Here is a 16,847-nt window from a genome sequence, read left to right as displayed (position 1 = left end):
CAAGAAAAGAATTTCTGCAACACATTTTTCGATTCGTTTAAAAATAGGAATGAACCATTTCAAAAAGATTGGACTTTTAAGAACAAGCGGATTTTATTTCCTACATGTTCGCTCAGTGGAATCGAAGAATGTGGATCTTCCCTTTAGATCTGATCTTCATGGGGATCTCTTATTTTTTAGCACATTGGATTCGTTTTGAGTCGTTTATTTTTCTCGCTTCTCCGGAAAGGTTCTTCGTTTCTTTAGCGATCGTTATTACGGTACGATCAATCGTTTTTATTCTATCTGACATCTACAGATCGATTTGGGTGTACGCTTCTATTCACGATCTTGTGGAAATTATCAAAGTAACTCTTCTTTCTTCTCTCATTTCTACCACGGCACTTTTGTTTTATAATCGTTTCGAACAGCTTTCGAGAATGGTTCCGGTTTTAGACACACTTCTCCTTTTAAGTTTTTTATGTATTCGTAGTTTTTCTTGGAGAGTATTCAGAGATCAGTATATTCTCAAAAAATCCAAGGAAGAAGGACTTCCTACTTTGATTCTGGGAGCAGGAAAAGTGGGTGCCACTTTACTTTCGGAAATTAGAAGACACAACGAACTTAAACTCAACCCGATCGGATTTTTAGATGATAACGTTCAAAAGATAGGGGCACATATCCAAGGAATTCCAATTTTAGCTAAGATCGATCAGGCGGAACAGATTATCAATCGTTTCGGAGTCAAACAAGTAATTATAGCGATGAGCAATCCAGACGGTAAACTTATCAGTCGATTGATTCGTTCTTTTGAACATACAGACGTAAAATTCAAAATTCTTCCTTCCTTGGGTTCTTTATTTTTCGATTCTCCTAGATTGAATCAATTGAGAGAGGTTCAAGTAGAAGACCTACTCGGTCGTCCGGTAGTAGATCTAGAAATAGAATCCATTCGTTCTTATTTAAAAGGAAAGTCCATTTTAGTGACCGGAGCTGGAGGTTCGATCGGAAGTGAACTTTGTAGACAGGTTGCGGTTTTTGAACCTTCTAGAATTCTTCTTTTAGATTCCGCAGAAACTCCGTTATACGAAATCGAATACGAATTAGGAAAAAAATTACAAGGTCAAAATATAGAACTCGTTCCAATCGTAGCGGATATCAAAAACCTTTCCAGAATCAGTTCTATTTTTGAAAAACATTCTCCGGAAGTAGTCTTCCATTCCGCGGCTTACAAACACGTTCCTATGATGGAAATCAATCCCACCGAAGCCGTGATGAATAACGTGCTCGGAACAAAAAATATCGCGGACATTTCTAGAATTTCGGGAGTGGAACGATTTGTTCTTATTTCTACGGACAAAGCGGTCAATCCGGTAAATATTATGGGAGCGTCTAAACGAGCAGCCGAATTGTATTTACAACATATTTCTAGAGAAACAAGAACCAAATTTATCACGGTACGATTTGGAAACGTTTTGGGTTCCAACGGTTCGGTAATTCCCAGATTTAGAGAACAGATCGCAAATGGAGGACCAGTTACGGTTACACATCCGGATGTAATTCGTTACTTTATGACGATACCAGAAGCGACTCAACTTGTACTCCAAGCAGGGAGTATGGGAGAATGTGGTGAGATTTTCATCCTTGAAATGGGAGAGCCCGTAAAAATTCTAAACCTTGCGGAAGAAATGATTCGTCTTTGTGGACTTAGACCTCACGTAGATATACCGATTCAATTTACTGGACTTAGACCGGGAGAAAAATTATTCGAAGAACTTCTGTTAGGTTTAGAAGGGATTAAAAAAACACATCATCCAAAAATTAAAATCGCCGCTCCTTTGGAAAATCAAGAAGCCACTACATTTGTAGCAAGATTTAACGAACTTCTAACCTTGGCCAGAGCCAATAAGGAAAGAGAAATTTTTCTCGCTTTTAAGGCTTTGGTTCCTGAATACAAAATCCACGGGGATTATTTGAACGAGACGAACGCCGATCAAAATCTGCAAAATGGATAAACAAAATCTGAAAGAAGAAATTTCGATTCTCCGAAAATTCAAACGTTCTTTATTTGAACTTTACTGGGAAAAATTTGGAACTTTTTATTTACACGCCCTTCCTCATTCCCAATTGGTAATCGGTAAACGCGGATTAGTCGGAGACGAACGGGAAGTAGGAATCGTTTTAGTATTCGGCTCTAAGGGGGGAGTGAAAAACTTGGACCCTGGAGAAGAATGGATCTACGCCGAACTTCAATTTGGTTATACCTGGGAAGAGGTTTTTATTCCTTGGGATTGTATATTACGTTATTTTGATAAAACCCAGACGGCTTTGACGAATATGAGAGTTTTCACAAAAGAACAAGAGATTTTCAAAGAACTTTCGTCCGGTGAAAAAACAGTTTCAGAAAAGAAAAAAAATGAAGAGGGAGATTCGCCCAAAGTGATTCAAGTGAATTTTGGGGGTAAGTCAAAACAATGAACCAGAATCAATTTAAATGGTTTATGCCGGGAGATTTAGACGGATTTTTCGGTCTGATGATCGATAATTTAATTCAGATCTTAGTTCTTTCTTTTTTGTTAACCACACTCTGTGGTGTTCCTGGAGATTTTATTTATAAAGTGATCCTTCCTGGAACTGCAATTTCTCTTTTACTTGGAAATCTTTTTTATTCCTGGCAGGCGTATCGTCTCGGTAAAAAAGAAAACAGATCCGACGTCACCGCCTTACCCTACGGAATCAACACAGTTTCTTTATTCGCATTTGTATTCTTTATTATACTTCCTGTATATAAGAAAACCGGAGATTACAAAACCGCATGGCAGGTAGGACTTGTAGCAAGTTTTCTTTCTGGATTGATAGAGATGTTTGGTTCTTTTATCGCTGAAAAAATTCGTAAGGTGACCCCAAGAGCAGCGCTACTTTCTTCTTTGGCCGGGATTGCAATCACTTTTATTTCGATGGATTTTTTAGTTCGTACGTTTCAAAATCCCCTCATCGCCTTTCTTCCTTTCGGAGTAATTTTATTACAATATTTTGCAAGAGTTGTATTTCCATTTCGTCTTCCAGGAGGACTTGTATCCGTAGTTTTAGGAACCGTTCTCGCTTGGTGTTCTGGGATTTGGGGAAACCCGATCATGGATCCAGCGTTATTGAAGGGTTCTACGAGTCAGATAGGATTTTACTTACCAATTTTATCGATCGGTGATTTATATTCTGCTTTGGGACTTACGGACATTTGGGAATATCTCTCCGTAATCATTCCTATGGGAATTTTCAACGTGATCGGCTCTTTACAAAACATAGAATCTGCGGAGGCTTGTGGAGATTCTTTTAACACAAGAGATTCTCTTCTTGCAAATGGAATAGGAACCATAGTTGGTTCCTTTTTCGGATCTCCTTTTCCGACTACGATCTATATCGGTCATCCTGGTTGGAAGGCTTTGGGTGCAAGAGCCGGTTATTCTACTTTAAATGGAATATTTATGACGTTAGTCGCCTTGTTTGGACTTTTGGCTTTTATACAGGCCCTGATTCCTGTAGAAGCCGGAATGGCGATCGTTCTTTGGATTGGAATTGTGATTGGATCTCAAGCATTTGAAGCAACCCCAAGTAGACACGCGCCCGCCGTAGTTATAGGAATCTTACCTGCACTTGCCGGTTGGGGAGTGTTACTCATTCAATCCACTTTTAACTACGCAGATAGATCGATTGCTGGAATTTTAGAAAATGCTGGAGTCAAAGAAACTTCGCATCTTTGGATGTCGGATGTGCCTCTTTCCCTTCCATTTTTACCTTATCCAATGGGAGGACTTTTGAGTTTGTCACAAGGTTTTTTGATCTCTTCTATGATCTGGGCTTCGATCGCAGTTTTTGTAATCGATCGGGATTTCAAAAAGGCTTTGATTACTTGTTTGATTGCAGCTGTTCTTGCAGTTACAGGATTCATCCACGGTTTTACCCTCCGAGGAAATGATATTCTCAATCAATTTGAACCTGGTTTTAATTCTTTTGTAACCTCCTATCTTTTATTGGGAATTTTATTTTTACTAGCTTCTTTTTTTCGAAAGGAACCTAGAAAGGTTTGAATTGATTCAAACCAAAAATACGTTTTTTAGGTCTAAAAATAGAAATTGAATCCGTAAAACTTAAATATGGTAGTTCCCACAGCTTTATTGGATTCAAATTTAAAAAAACGATGTAATTGAATTGGAGTAACGTTTAATGTTATGATTTCGTAATTTGTAACGGAAAATTTCCTAAAAACGAAATTTGTCTGGGAATAAATAGTTCCCACAATTTCAAAAACTGGACGATCGATCTAACAAAAGACATCTTTTTTGAACTATTTACTGAGTTTGAGTCATTTAAGTTTTGTTTCTGAACTCCGGTTGTTAGATCGTATTGAAAAACTAAAATACAATGGCTCTTATGAGTTGTATTGTGAGATCTAAAAGAAAAAGAACTTTAGATAGTATTTATAGAATTATAAGGAGAAACCTAAATGTGGTTTAAACGAATTGGGTTGTTTTTACTAACCAACATACTCGTGGTCGTTACGATTTCAATCGTAACGAGTGTACTTGGAATCGGTCCGTATCTGGATGCAAATGGAATCAATCTGAGTTCTTTGCTCGTATTCTGTTTCCTTTGGGGAATGGGAGGTGCGTTCGTATCATTGCTTCTGTCCAAATTTATGGCGAAGATGATGATGGGAGTGCAGGTGATAGATCCTAGATCTGCTTCCGGAGCAGAAAGAGAATTGTATTCCAGAGTCGAAAGGCTTGCAAGAGCGGCCAATCTTCCGATGCCCGAAGTAGGAATTTATCATTCTCCAGAAGTAAACGCGTTTGCGACTGGACCTTCTAAATCTAGTTCTTTAGTAGCGGTATCCAGCGGCCTACTTCAAACGATGGATAACGCGGAAGTGGAAGGAGTACTCGCACATGAGTTAGCACACGTAGCGAACGGAGACATGGTGACTATGACTCTAATCCAAGGAGTTGTTAACGCTTTTGTAATGTTCTTCTCTAGAATTATCAGCTACGCTCTCAGTACGATGGTCAAAGATGAACTTCAATATACGGTCCGTTTGATTGCAAATATAGTATTGAGTATTTTATTCAGTATTTTAGGATCGATTATAGTAGCATACTTTTCTAGAACTAGAGAATATCGTGCAGATGCAGGCGGAGCGAAACTTGCAGGACGCCAGAATATGATCGCCGCGTTAGAAAAACTAAAACGCACATTCGACGCGCCAGAAGACGAAAGGGGAAAAGAAGCTCTTGCTACAATGAAAATATCCGGACATAACAAGTGGATGGCCTTATTCTCTACTCATCCTCCTTTAGAAGCAAGAATTGCCGCTTTGAAGAATTCGGGATATTGAATACGTTTATTACAAAATCTTAAGGGAACCTCTATCAGTGAGTATTCAAAAGTAAAGATGTCGTCAAATGCTTGTTTTACGTTGAAATTCTTCGCCAAACGTAATTGGATTTGATAGAAATTTTCCAAATTAAAGTACTAAAAGATTTTGTAAGTGAGTCGAAAGACATAAAACGGGCCCGGTATCCACCGGGCTTTTTTGTATTTAAGACAAAAAAGAATTGTTTGAAATGGATTGGATTTTTTGAATAGAACCCGTATAAATTAAAAATCTTGAGACGTAAAATTTAAATGTCTATCGTTAAATCCAAAATCAGAACCATACCTGACTATCCAAAACCCGGAATCTTATTTCGTGATATAACCTCTCTTTTACTCGATCCAGAAGGGCTTGCGCTCACTATTGGCACCTTTGTAAACCGTTATCAAGGGAAAGGAATTACAAAAGTAGCTGGAATCGAAGCCAGAGGTTTTCTCACAGGCGCTCCGTTAGCCTTTCAACTTGGAGTAGGTTTTATTCCCATACGCAAAAAAGGAAAATTACCTTCTGAAACCGTATCGGAAGAATACGATTTAGAATACGGAAAAGACGTGATCGAAATTCATAAAGATTCTGTCCAGCCGGGAGATAAAATTCTTCTAATGGATGATTTGATCGCGACCGGTGGAACCATGATTGCCGCGGTGAAACTTCTTAAAAAATTAGGAGCGGAAATTTACGAAGCCGGAGTAATTATAGATCTTCCTGATTTAGGAGGACGTAGAAAACTTCAAGAAGAACTCAAGATTCCGGTTTTTTCGATTTGTGAGTTTGAAGGTCATTAGAAAATTCTAAAATTCGAATGTTATTAAGGAGATTTTCATTGACGGCAATATTATCATTTTCTTTTAGAATTTGGAATAAAATCCTATTTAAAAATACAGATCGATTTTTTTCGTTTGGATTAGTACTTTTTATACAGTCGGGGATTTATGCCGTTGAAAATCCATTACCCTTCGACGAACTTAGAAAAGGAGTCGTACAAATTCGAGTTTATTCGCAAGCGGTCAATCCGTTTACCCCTTGGACGACAGACACGGTCCGGGCTGGTTCTGGAACTGGTTTTTTAATCGGAAATAAAAGAATCCTAACCAACGCGCACGTAGTTTCTAACGCCAAATTCGTTCAGGTTCAGAGATACAATCAAACAGAATGGTACGGAGTAAAAATTCTTCATTTAGCCCACGATTGTGACTTGGCAGTTTTAGAAGCGGAAAATCCGGATTTCTATAAAGATTCCAGAGATCTACAACTCGGAGAAATTCCGGAACTCAATTCTCCTTTGATCGTGGTAGGTTATCCGATCGGAGGTAATAAAGTTTCGGTTACTCGCGGAATCGTATCTAGAAAAGATCAATCGGTTTATTCTCATTCCGCGGTGGATAGTCATTTGGTTCTGCAAGTAGACGCAGCGATCAATCCCGGAAATTCCGGAGGCCCCGCAATTCAAGACGACAAGGTAGTAGGAGTTGCGTTTCAAGTAGCGACCAAAGGAGAAAATATAGGTTATCTCATTCCTACGAACGTTATACGTCATTTTCTCACGGATATTGAAGACGGAAAATACGACGGATATGTGGAATTAGGGGTGAGAACTCTCAATTCATTTAACGTATTTCTTAGAAAAGCAAAGGGAATTCCGGATCACTTGGAAGGTGTTTTTGTTTCTAGAGTTTTAAAAAATGGTTCCGCTGAAAATCATTTAAAAGAAGGAGATTTCCTTTTAGAAATTGACGGACAACCAATTGGTAAAAACGGAACCGTTATGCAGGACAAGGATGCAAGAGTGGACTTTGTAGAAATCGTAGATAACAAACACGCGGGAGATAAAATTTCTTTTAAGTTGTATCGAGAAGGAAAAGAAATGTCGGTGTCTTTTCCGGCTCGTCGTATGTTCGATTTTGATTTTATGAGAAATCAATACGATCGATCGTATGACTTCGAAATGATCGGTGGGCTATTATTTCAAGAGATGTCTCGAGACTTGATCACTAGTTGGGGTCGAAGCGGAAACACTTCTGGAGGAAGTCAGTTATTATATAGATTTTTTTATTTTATAGAAGATGGACTCAATCGAACTAAAAAAACGGACGTGGTTTTATATAGAAAACTTTCTCATCCGGTAAATTCTTCCTCAGATTATTTTGTAAATATGATTTTAGAATCCGTGAATGGAATACCCGTCGGAGAGTTAAAAGATCTGAAAAAAATTCTAAAAGAATCCAAAGACAAATATCTACGTTTGAAATTTTTAGATATTCAAGTTCCTCTAATTCTAAATCGTGAAGAAGCGGAAAAAGCGGACGAAAAAATCCGTAAAATTTACGGTCTCGAATAGTTAAGGAAATTATAATGTTACGAATCTGGATCATAACGATATTAGTTTGTTTTTCTTTCGGAATTTTGGCGGAAACTTCTTCAAAAAAAGAATCTGATTTTATTCTCATTAAAAAAAATCCTTCTAAAACGAAGGAAATTGGTTCAGATAAAAAAAAAGAATTTCTATCCGCCAAAGAAAATTCGATTTTATCCGTTCAGGAAACATATCATAGAAGTATCGTTCAAATTAAAGTTACATTTCAAGAACCGGAGTATCATCAACCTTGGAAGAAAAAAAATCCTAGGGTTCGCAGAGGAGTAGGAATCGTTACGGAGGAAAATCAAATCCTGATTCCCTACTCTCTTTTGCCGAATGCAACTTTAATAGAAGTAAAAAAATATTCTTCCTATTCCGAAATAAAAGCGACCGTGTTTCGTACTGACCCGGAATCTAACTTGGCACTTCTTCTTGTAGAAAAAAAGGATTTTTTCCAGGATTTAGTTCCTCTTAAATTTTCTCCGATTGTAGTATTTCCAAAACAAGCAAACGTTTATCAACTCGATAATTCGGGTTCAATCCAAACTACAAGTGTTTCACTTTTGAGTATGGACATGGATCAAATGCCTCTGGGTCAGGTCGAACTTCCGGTTGTAGATGTAAGTTCCAGCGAAGGTTTGAACGGTTTCGGAGAAGTAGTGATCGAAAACGGAAAGGTTTCAGGTATTTTGTACGAATTTACTTCCGGTAAAAATTCAGGCAGAATGATTCCTTCTTTTATCATTCAAAAATTCTTAACTACTTCCGGTCCTGATATTTTCGGTTATAAAGGATTTCGTTTTCGTCCGATTACGGACGGTTCCGTAAAAAAATATTATGGAATGGAAAAATCCGATTCTGGAATTTTAATAGCAGATGTGATTCCAGGGTCATCGGCAAGTGGTGTACTTAAATTAGAAGATATCATTTTAGAATTTGGTGGTAAAAACGTAGATTCCAAAGGATATATAGAACATCCTTTATATGGGAAACAAGTTCTTTCCTTTTTAGCACATACAGGTGATTCATTCGGATATTCTTTAGGCAAAGAAATTCCTATTTTAGTATTACGAGATAAGAAAAAGATTCGTTTGAATATGAAATTGAAACCATTTCCTTATTCTGCGGTTCGAATTCCGTTTAAAAATATTCCCGCTTCTAACGATTTTGCTGTAGAAGGTGGTTTTGTTTTTCTAGAACTTTCCGAAGCACTTTTAGAAGAATGGGGAAAAGATTGGAGATCGAGAGTGGATCGCAAACTTCTTTATCTCTACGACTACTACAAGTTTCACGAAAAGGAGAATGATATAGGAAAGATCGTTCTTCTATCTCAGGTTCTTCCGGACGAATCCAATAACGGTTTTCACGATCTGAGTTTTAAAATCGTAGAAAAGATAGACGGTCAAAACGTAAAATCCGTTCAAGATTTAAGACAAAGTATAAAACATGGTAAATCGGAATACGCTTTGATCTCTTTGGATGATGGAACCGAAATCGCTTTAAATCGAAAAAAACTTCCGGAAATCAATGAAAGAATTTATAAAAGTTATAAAATCCGCTTTTCGGAAAATGGAGATTGATTTTAGAAAATATAAATTTCGGTTAATGTTAACTCCGCCGAATTTTTCCGCAAAGTTGTGAGAACTATCACAAATCTATATTTCATAATGAAATATTTAATGTAAGTTCTATGTAAGAAAACCGGAGCGAAATCTAGCTTGCTACGGGCAGCCTTCTGCTTGAGTCCTCCGCACCGATTCCCTTTCGCGTTATTTAAAATTTCTCTGAGAGAATAATCCGAAATGTCTGATTTATTACTTGTCGCCAATACACAATAAGATCATCACTACAATATCGCTTTAAAAAAGTAAAATATTTGAATATACTAATTCTGAATTCGTGTAAAAAATCAAAAAATGTAAGCGCATTATGGGTCGTATTTTAACGTGAGCAGGGCATAACAAATGCGAAAGCGATTGAGGCGGGATCAACAAATTGAATTCAGGAAAAGATTTTGTTTTCAAACAAACCCTCAATTTGTTGATCGGAGCTGAAAGCGCGGTCCGGCAATGCCGGATTCGCCCCGGTTTTCTTTCTCTGAATTTCACACTACTGAAGTGTAAAAGATCGGGTACTTTATTATATAACTCTGAGTAATAAACATATAACCGAACTTTCACGTTAATTTGAAATGAAAGATGAGCTGCTCTTAAACTTGTTTTTTTATTGATCAAATTTGTTTAGAAACTTCCTTATGAAATACTGTCAATTCCAGATTTCATAAGGAAGAATAGAAGAAACAAACGCAAGTTTAAACAAAAAAATCAAAAGAATACTTCCTGTAACTATCCAATAGAAAAGATCCGCAATGGAATCGTCTTCTAATTTCCAAAAAATCAAAAATGCGATCGAAACCGTAAACATTCTAGAAACGTTTTCATAGGAAGACCAATACAACACATAACCCGCGGAAAAAACGGAAAAGATCACCAGAAAAAAAGAAAGTCTTCCTGCGATTCCCTTTTTCCAATTTCCACTGCAAAATACGAACAAACCCGCAAGAAATAAAAGAAAAAGAGGAAGTCTAGAAAACTTTTTAGCAAAAAGAACAAGACCCGTTTTTAAATTTGGAACTTGCAAAAAAGATAATAAAGAAGGTTCGTTGATTTCTTTCCAGTAACCTACAAACCCGTCTAACGGAGTAAAAAAATCGGTAAATCGTGTTGGAGACCAATTCGGAAATTGAATTCTTAAAAAAGCAGCCCAAAAAAACGGTAATAACAAAGTAGAAACGATCAGAATAGAGTTTTTCCATTTTTTTTCCAAAAGAGATTGGACACCGAGAGGAAAGAGTAAAAAAAACGCCTGTTCTTTTGTCAAAATCGAAAGCCCACCAAATAAAAAGAACCAAATCCATTTTTCCTTTTTGTAGAACCAAAACGTAATTACTAAAAGTCCAGTTAGTACTGCGTCGCTGACTAAAAGAGTATAACTTCCTAAAAGAAAAGGAGAAAATAAATAAAAACTAGAATAGACACGATATTTTACTCCGCATAAATCTCTGACTAAGAACCAGGAAAACAAAATCAGAAATAAATTTAAGAAATACATTCCAAATACGGTTCCCCAGGTTCCGAACCAACCGAAAACAGAAACTAAAAGGGGATAACCGATTCTAGGAGCTCGAATATTTTCTTCAAAACCTTTGGGCCAATTTAAATGGAATCCGCTCAACATTCTAGAATAATAATAAAAGATTTGTCCGTCATAACCGGCTCCTAAATCACCTGGACGACCTAAAAAAATAACCGCACCTTTCGGAGTTTCTTCTGTATTTTGAACCACGAATTGTTTTCCAAAATTAATTTGCGAACTTGGATTCCAATTGTATTTTTTCCAAATCAACAGGGAACAAATAACGTATAACGTAATAAATAAAGGAAGAATCCAAAAAGGATTTTCAAAAAAAGCGCGCATTTTTGAAAAAAACAGAATCATTTTTTCCGCTCCGAAACGTTTAAAAAATCCAAAATGACGTTTGTATATAAAGAAGAGCTACGTTTTGCAGCGTTAAATGTTAGGTGGTGCGGATCTAAAAACGATCTTTTATCCGGAATCGAATCTTTGAGATCGTAAAAACCGTACGTATCGTTTTTATAAGAATTTAAAAATTCAAGATAACCACGATACCAGTTTCCATTTTTATAATATTTACTTTCGATCGGATTTTCGGGAGAATTGATGATGATCCATTTTTGACCATTTGTTCGAAATTTAGAAATTGTCTTTTCCAAAAATTGAATTTCGGACCAAGTAAAGTAAGTTACGTTTCCTAAAATCTCTTTGTTTTTTTGAATTTTTTTCAAACGATTGAGGGCACCTTCGTTTTCTGGATTGAAATAAAGACGTTTTTCATAGTCTTTCCGATAATCTTCATCAGACATGGTTTCGATTCGATCATCGTCTAAACCGTGAATTCTATCATAAGAAATATCGGTTCTAATTTCCTTTCTACAAAAATTTTGAGGAAGACGAATCCCGTAGTGAACAGGAATTCCGAAAATTCTAGCGTCTACTTCGTCGGAACTTGTAGTAGGAGAAACTGTAAATTTTAAGATGACCGATTTAAGATTCTCTACGGATGAATTCTTTTTAAAATCGAGAAAAAGCGGTTTCCATCCGGGTTTAGAAAAGGTTTGATCATAAAAAATCGGTTCTCTGTTTAGATGTTTTTCACTTGGATTTATTTCTTCGATTTGAACTCGAATTCCCGGCTTCTGAGTGAAAATATCTTCCGACAACTTTCCATCTTTGAGTTCACATTCAATCGTAAACGAAGGTGGGGTCCATCCTCGGAGAAAAATCCCTTCTTTAGGTATGGAACCTGTGTAGTAATGATAAGAACGCATGGTTCTGGTATGATGTTCTATGTATTCTGTCCAAGGATCGTATAAGAAATTTCTAAACCGATTTAACAGTATAAATGTTTTCGTCAACTGAGCAAAAATTTCCGCTTTTGTATAATCTCTCCAATGATCTGCAAGGAACTCTCCCGGAAAAATGAAACGATTCTGGTGGCGAACTTTGTAATCTTTTATTCTTGCCCGCTCGTCGAAATGGACTTCAGAAGATTCTAATTTTTGAATATAATCCAATTGTAAATCTGCCGGATTGAGTATGTAGACCACCAATTCCGGTTTTTTAGATAAAATATCGTCCGAATAATAATAAAGATCCGTAGGAGATAGGGCCGGATGAGAATAAAATTCAGCCCTAAATTTTTTTCCGTCTTTTAGGTTAGAGTTTCTTATTTCTTCGGTTATCTGTTTCGGATAAGAAGAATAAAGAGCTACACTACTTCCAGTTATAAGGATTCCCTTTTCGTCTTTTTCAAAATGAATGTTTTTTCGTTTATGAAGGAAGTTGTACCAAGGAGAAGTATCCCATTCGAGTTCATTTGGAAATTCGAAAAGTGCAATCGGGAATAGAACTCGGTCTAAAAATAAAAATCCAAGTAAAAGGAGTAAAAAGATCCAGATTATTCTAATTTTGATTCGGGTTTCAGAATTCATCGTGCCTTGGAATTGCAATCGGAACAGGTTCCATAGAGAATGATCTCATGGGTGTCCACGGTAAAACCTTTTGGACTTTTGTCCAGAGGAATCGGGCAGATTTCAATGTCAAATACACGGTCACATTGTTTACAATGAAAATGATGGTGATGATGATTACTCGCCTCGAAACGGGAAGATTCTCCCGGAAGATGAATCTCATGAATGCTTCCATTTTCCATCAAATGGTTGACTGTCCTGTAAACCGTTGCGATTCCTAAATTGTCTAGATTTTTTCGGGAAAGTTCGTAAATTTCTTTGATAGAAAGTGGACCTTTTGCCATTTCTAGAACTTTCAGAATTTCTCCTTTCTGTTTCGTATTTCTAAGAACTGTCTTTTTATTTTCCACGTTATACGACCGACTATTATAAATTTTCAGATCTTTTTGTTTTTTCTGTCAATCTATTAACATTTCCTTGTAGGAACTTCTTTATTTTAAGGATACGAACTTTTTTAATTGGAAATGAAGTTATGGTGTAACTTGTTTCTATCAATTGTAACATCCATAAACCATTAATAGTGGGAACTATTACGTTTTATATTGAGAAACAAAATTTTTTCCTGGATTTAACTTGTTATAGAACATTTACAGAGCGACCCGAGACGCTTTAGTTTGGAATAGCGTTCGCATTGGATCAGACCGAAAACACGTTAACCGATATTGCCCCAATATTTATGGGTACTCAATTTTCGAGGAACCAGTAAAATGATTTCTTTTAAATTTTAGAATAAACTTTTAAAGAAAGAAGACGATTTTTTTGAGTTACAACTATAGCGTATAATCTTTGTAAAACTTTTGCTGTAAGAAAATGGGTCCTACACTGGAAAAATTTTTACTGAAAAATGACTAAAAATTCCAGGAAGGCATAGAGCCACTTAAAGATCTCATAAAATTGTGTATCTTTAATTTTTATCTAAAACACTGTTTCAGTGCAAAATATTAGATATTTATGATTATAATTCTGAGTAATTATTTTATGAATCATTTGAGCCTCTAACATTTTTCCCAATGGAAAAAATCTCTTGTAAAAAAGAAAATATGAATTCCTACAATCTAATTCTTCGAATAAGACTTATGGTATCGTTAAATTTTGAAACAAATTCCCATTTCAAAAGCAAAATTCTGATCAAAACTCTATCGTAATTTTTAAGTGAATAACTGACATAGGCTCAACAGTCCATTTCACAAAAGTTTGTTTTTTCACACATCATTAAAATTGAATATAGAATCGCTAATCCCAATTTGTAAGAGTTCCCACATTTTTAGAAAACTGGTATATTTTCCCAAAAATAAGTTTGATTCTCAATATCAATTTATAAGAATTGTCACAGTATTGTCAGGAGAATCAAAATGAGTTTAGCAGTTATTTTACGAGAAGGAACATCCGAAGAACACAAAGCCGCAGAAAGTTCTGCTTTCATTCGTTGTTTTATGAAAGGAATATTAGAAAAAGGAACCTATGCAAGACATCTAGAAGCGTTCTATTATGTTTATGAATCTATGGAAGAAGAGTTAGAACGTAATAAGAACAATCTGGTTTTAAAGTCGATTTATTTTCCAGAACTCTACCGTAAAAATGCTCTTTTAGAAGACCTTCAATTTTTTTATGGAACTTGGAAACCTAACGATAGTCAACCAAGTGCAGCAACTCAAGATTATGTGAAAAGAATTCGCAAAATTTCTGAAACTCAACCGGAACTTTTAGCGGCTCATTCTTACGTTCGTTATTTGGGAGATCTTTCCGGCGGACAAATCTTAAAAAAAGTAGCGGCCAGAGCCTTAAATCTTCCAGAAGGAAAAGGAATTTCTTTTTACGAATTTCCTGCCATTCAAGACATCAATGGATTCAAACAAAACTATCGTGCCGCATTGGACTCTCTACCAATAGACGATTCTGAAAAACAATCTATTCTAGCCGAATCAAAACAGGTATTTCTTTTAAATCAGGGAATTTTTTCCGAACTGGAACAAGACTTAATCTCCGCAATTGGTAAGGAAACGTATGACTCCGTTCTTGGGAAAGGTTGATTTTAAAAAGTCCGCATATTTTTTACCGGTGGCGATTTTTTTGGCAATGCTTCCGGTAACTATGATTGTTCCTGTATTTAAGGAAATTGTAAAGGACAGATTTCAATCCGGTAACGAAGAAGTTGCTTGGTTTTTGAGTATAGCGATGCTTGGCTCTTTTGTTTTTTCCCCGGTGGCCGGTTTTCTTTCGGATTCTTTTGGGACTCGTAAAAAAATTATTATACTTTTTTGCGGATTCGATGCCTTACTTTTAAATCTTCTGCCTTATGCAGATACTCTTTTTACTCTTTTATTTCTACGTTTCTTGGAAGGAGGAGCGCACGTATTCGTGATCGGATTGCTTCTCGCATCCGTTGCAGATTTTGAACACGGTAATTCTAAAAGTAAATTCGGAAATGGAGTCTTGATGGGCTTGTCCGGAATGCTTCTTTCTTTTGGAGGAGCCGTAGGTCTTTCATTTGGTTTTTTAGGAAAATTGAATCCAATTTTACCGTTTCAATTTGGTTCAATAATTTTATTGTTTCTTGGCTGGATTGTATATCAATTTGTTCCCGACGAAAAGCTCAGAGTTTCCGAAAAACATTCTTGGAAAAAATCTTTGATTCTATTTTTAACACACCCTCTTCTTTTGTTTCCTCTTGCATTCCAATTTTTAGATCGTTTTACATCCGGATATTTTATGAGTTCGCTCAATCTACGCCTTCGAGAAGAATTTTCACTCAACCCTTCCGAAACCGGAAAGATGTTATCCTTAGTTTTTTTACCCATGGCTTTATTATCTTATCCTGCGATTCGTCTTTCCCAAAAAACCGGTAAGTATTTTCCAGTCGCCATAGGGTCTTTGATCTACGGTGTTTCTCTAACACTTTCCGGTTTTTTTCAATCCGTCATTTGGATTGAAATTTCACTTTTATTTTGCGGATTGGGAGCGGGTTTGATGTTTGCTACTTCTCTACGACTTGCTTCTTCTCTTTGTAATCGGGAGAATAACGGAATCGTAATGGCGAGTTTAACCGGATTTGGTTCTCTCGGATTCTTTTTAGGTCCGATTTCTTCGGTAGGATTAGATCGGATTTCAACCACTTGGACTCCTTTTATAGGAGCTTCCCCTACCGCATTTGTATTTGGAACTGCTCAAATTTTAATCGTTCTAATAAGTATTCCATTCTATAAAATTCTTAATCAAAAATAACTTTAGAATATTCTAAAAATATTGTGCATTTTTTTCATTCATCCTCAGAAAATTTGGTTTTTGAATAAAAGCTGATTTTTCTAGTAAGAGGGTATTTTCATATTTCTAAACTTTAGACACAAAAAATCCAATTCACTCTCGATAGATCGCAACATAATGTTTCAATTTCAATTGCTTTTCATTGATTACTTCACGACGTTAAATCATATGGATATTTATTCGTCATTGGGTTTGGTTCAAATTGTAATTCTCTCGAAATGAGATTTTGTCTCCTGTCAATTTTCCAGATCATTTTGTAAGTCCAGTGAAAGCTAGGAACTCCTAGGTTTAAACTTTTCACAAAAAGATCCTCCTTTCCACCCAGGTCCTCCAACCAAAGCATATAATTAAAAAGATAACATCTCGAAACACCATGAGCCGCCGCTAAAACACCTAAAGTCGCCCAAACACCAGTATGAACCCGAATACTAAACTTTTTCATTTTACCAACGCACCGATTGTATTTGATTTTACCCGCCCGATCATGAAGGCGTTTCATAGAAGCGATCTGCTTCGAATATTTCCTCAATAAAAAAGGAAGTTTACCCCGAAGAGCTTTTCTTTCTGGAAAATTCAAACGATTCCAATAAACATCTGGAACCAAAAGAGAATCCGTTCCAAACGAATCTTCTACCAAAGCAGATTCAATTTTTTGACCGTCATCCAACAAAAGAATATCCATACTAGAAAACGGTTCTTCGAACTTTCCAAC

13 protein-coding genes are annotated in these 16,847 nt (G+C 36.3%); 9 read left to right on the top strand and 4 right to left on the bottom strand.

Annotation, left to right across the window (positions count from 1 at the left end):
• The first annotated feature begins 104 nt into the window (after positions 1–104).
• The 7 genes from LEP1GSC049_RS217175 to LEP1GSC049_RS217205 all read left to right on the top strand — a co-directional run bounded on the left by LEP1GSC049_RS217175 (position 105) and on the right by LEP1GSC049_RS217205 (position 9,343).
• Positions 105–1,994 carry a polysaccharide biosynthesis protein gene (locus LEP1GSC049_RS217175; protein WP_004750263.1) on the top strand — a complete coding sequence of 630 codons (1,890 nt, stop codon included), beginning with the start codon at positions 105–107 and terminating at the stop codon, positions 1,992–1,994.
• A complete protein-coding gene (locus LEP1GSC049_RS217180; protein ID WP_004759846.1) occupies positions 1,987–2,457 on the top strand; it encodes a hypothetical protein in 471 nt (156 codons plus the stop codon). The genes LEP1GSC049_RS217175 and LEP1GSC049_RS217180 overlap by 8 nt, the downstream gene beginning before the upstream one ends.
• Positions 2,454–4,064, top strand: a complete 1,611-nt coding sequence (locus LEP1GSC049_RS217185; RefSeq protein ID WP_004768927.1) for a membrane protein — start codon at positions 2,454–2,456, stop codon at positions 4,062–4,064. The genes LEP1GSC049_RS217180 and LEP1GSC049_RS217185 overlap by 4 nt, the downstream gene beginning before the upstream one ends.
• Positions 4,065–4,480: 416 nt before the next feature.
• Positions 4,481–5,368: a protease HtpX gene (gene htpX, locus LEP1GSC049_RS217190; protein ID WP_004750096.1), complete on the top strand. Its 888-nt coding sequence runs from the start codon at positions 4,481–4,483 to the stop codon at positions 5,366–5,368.
• 290 nt (positions 5,369–5,658) lie between these two features.
• Positions 5,659–6,192, top strand: coding sequence for an adenine phosphoribosyltransferase (locus LEP1GSC049_RS217195; RefSeq protein WP_004759988.1), 534 nt, complete (start codon positions 5,659–5,661; stop codon positions 6,190–6,192).
• Between the two features lie 38 nt (positions 6,193–6,230).
• Positions 6,231–7,745: a S1C family serine protease gene (locus LEP1GSC049_RS217200; protein WP_004750207.1), complete on the top strand. Its 1,515-nt coding sequence runs from the start codon at positions 6,231–6,233 to the stop codon at positions 7,743–7,745.
• A gap of 14 nt (positions 7,746–7,759) precedes the next feature.
• Positions 7,760–9,343, top strand: coding sequence for a PDZ domain-containing protein (locus tag LEP1GSC049_RS217205; RefSeq protein ID WP_004762765.1), 1,584 nt, complete (start codon positions 7,760–7,762; stop codon positions 9,341–9,343).
• Between the two features lie 685 nt (positions 9,344–10,028).
• On the opposite strand, the gene LEP1GSC049_RS217210 is transcribed toward LEP1GSC049_RS217205, so the two are convergent.
• From LEP1GSC049_RS217210 to LEP1GSC049_RS2000000227870, 3 genes are read right to left on the bottom strand one after another with little or no spacing between them, the layout of a single operon-like run.
• Complete coding sequence (locus LEP1GSC049_RS217210; protein WP_004750174.1) at positions 10,029–11,261, bottom strand: AZOBR_p60025 family cell surface glycopolymer formation protein; 1,233 nt, start codon at positions 11,259–11,261, stop codon at positions 10,029–10,031.
• Positions 11,258–12,835 carry a hypothetical protein gene (locus LEP1GSC049_RS217215; protein ID WP_016747936.1) on the bottom strand — a complete coding sequence of 526 codons (1,578 nt, stop codon included), beginning with the start codon at positions 12,833–12,835 and terminating at the stop codon, positions 11,258–11,260. Before LEP1GSC049_RS217215 ends, LEP1GSC049_RS217210 begins: the two co-directional genes overlap by 4 nt.
• Entirely contained in the window at positions 12,832–13,224 is a 393-nt protein-coding gene (locus LEP1GSC049_RS2000000227870) for a Fur family transcriptional regulator (protein WP_004750161.1), read from the bottom strand. The genes LEP1GSC049_RS217215 and LEP1GSC049_RS2000000227870 overlap by 4 nt, the downstream gene beginning before the upstream one ends.
• Before the next feature lie 1,002 nt (positions 13,225–14,226).
• Between LEP1GSC049_RS2000000227870 and LEP1GSC049_RS217225 the strand changes: the two genes are divergently transcribed.
• Together LEP1GSC049_RS217225 and LEP1GSC049_RS217230 are read left to right on the top strand one after the other, a co-directional pair.
• Positions 14,227–14,904, top strand: coding sequence for a biliverdin-producing heme oxygenase (locus tag LEP1GSC049_RS217225; protein ID WP_004750214.1), 678 nt, complete (start codon positions 14,227–14,229; stop codon positions 14,902–14,904).
• Positions 14,879–16,096 carry an MFS transporter gene (locus LEP1GSC049_RS217230; RefSeq protein ID WP_004750222.1) on the top strand — a complete coding sequence of 406 codons (1,218 nt, stop codon included), beginning with the start codon at positions 14,879–14,881 and terminating at the stop codon, positions 16,094–16,096. The genes LEP1GSC049_RS217225 and LEP1GSC049_RS217230 overlap by 26 nt, the downstream gene beginning before the upstream one ends.
• 190 nt (positions 16,097–16,286) lie before the next feature.
• On the opposite strand, the gene LEP1GSC049_RS217235 is transcribed toward LEP1GSC049_RS217230, so the two are convergent.
• Positions 16,287–16,847 (bottom strand): DUF1564 domain-containing protein (locus LEP1GSC049_RS217235; protein ID WP_016560696.1); only part of this gene is annotated, 561 nt, incomplete at its 5' end.

The organism is Leptospira kirschneri serovar Cynopteri str. 3522 CT, from assembly GCF_000243695.2.
Taxonomy (GTDB): domain Bacteria; phylum Spirochaetota; class Leptospiria; order Leptospirales; family Leptospiraceae; genus Leptospira; species Leptospira kirschneri.
The sequence above is the reverse complement of the archived record's forward strand: the minus strand, read 5'-3'. Positions and strand labels throughout refer to the sequence as shown.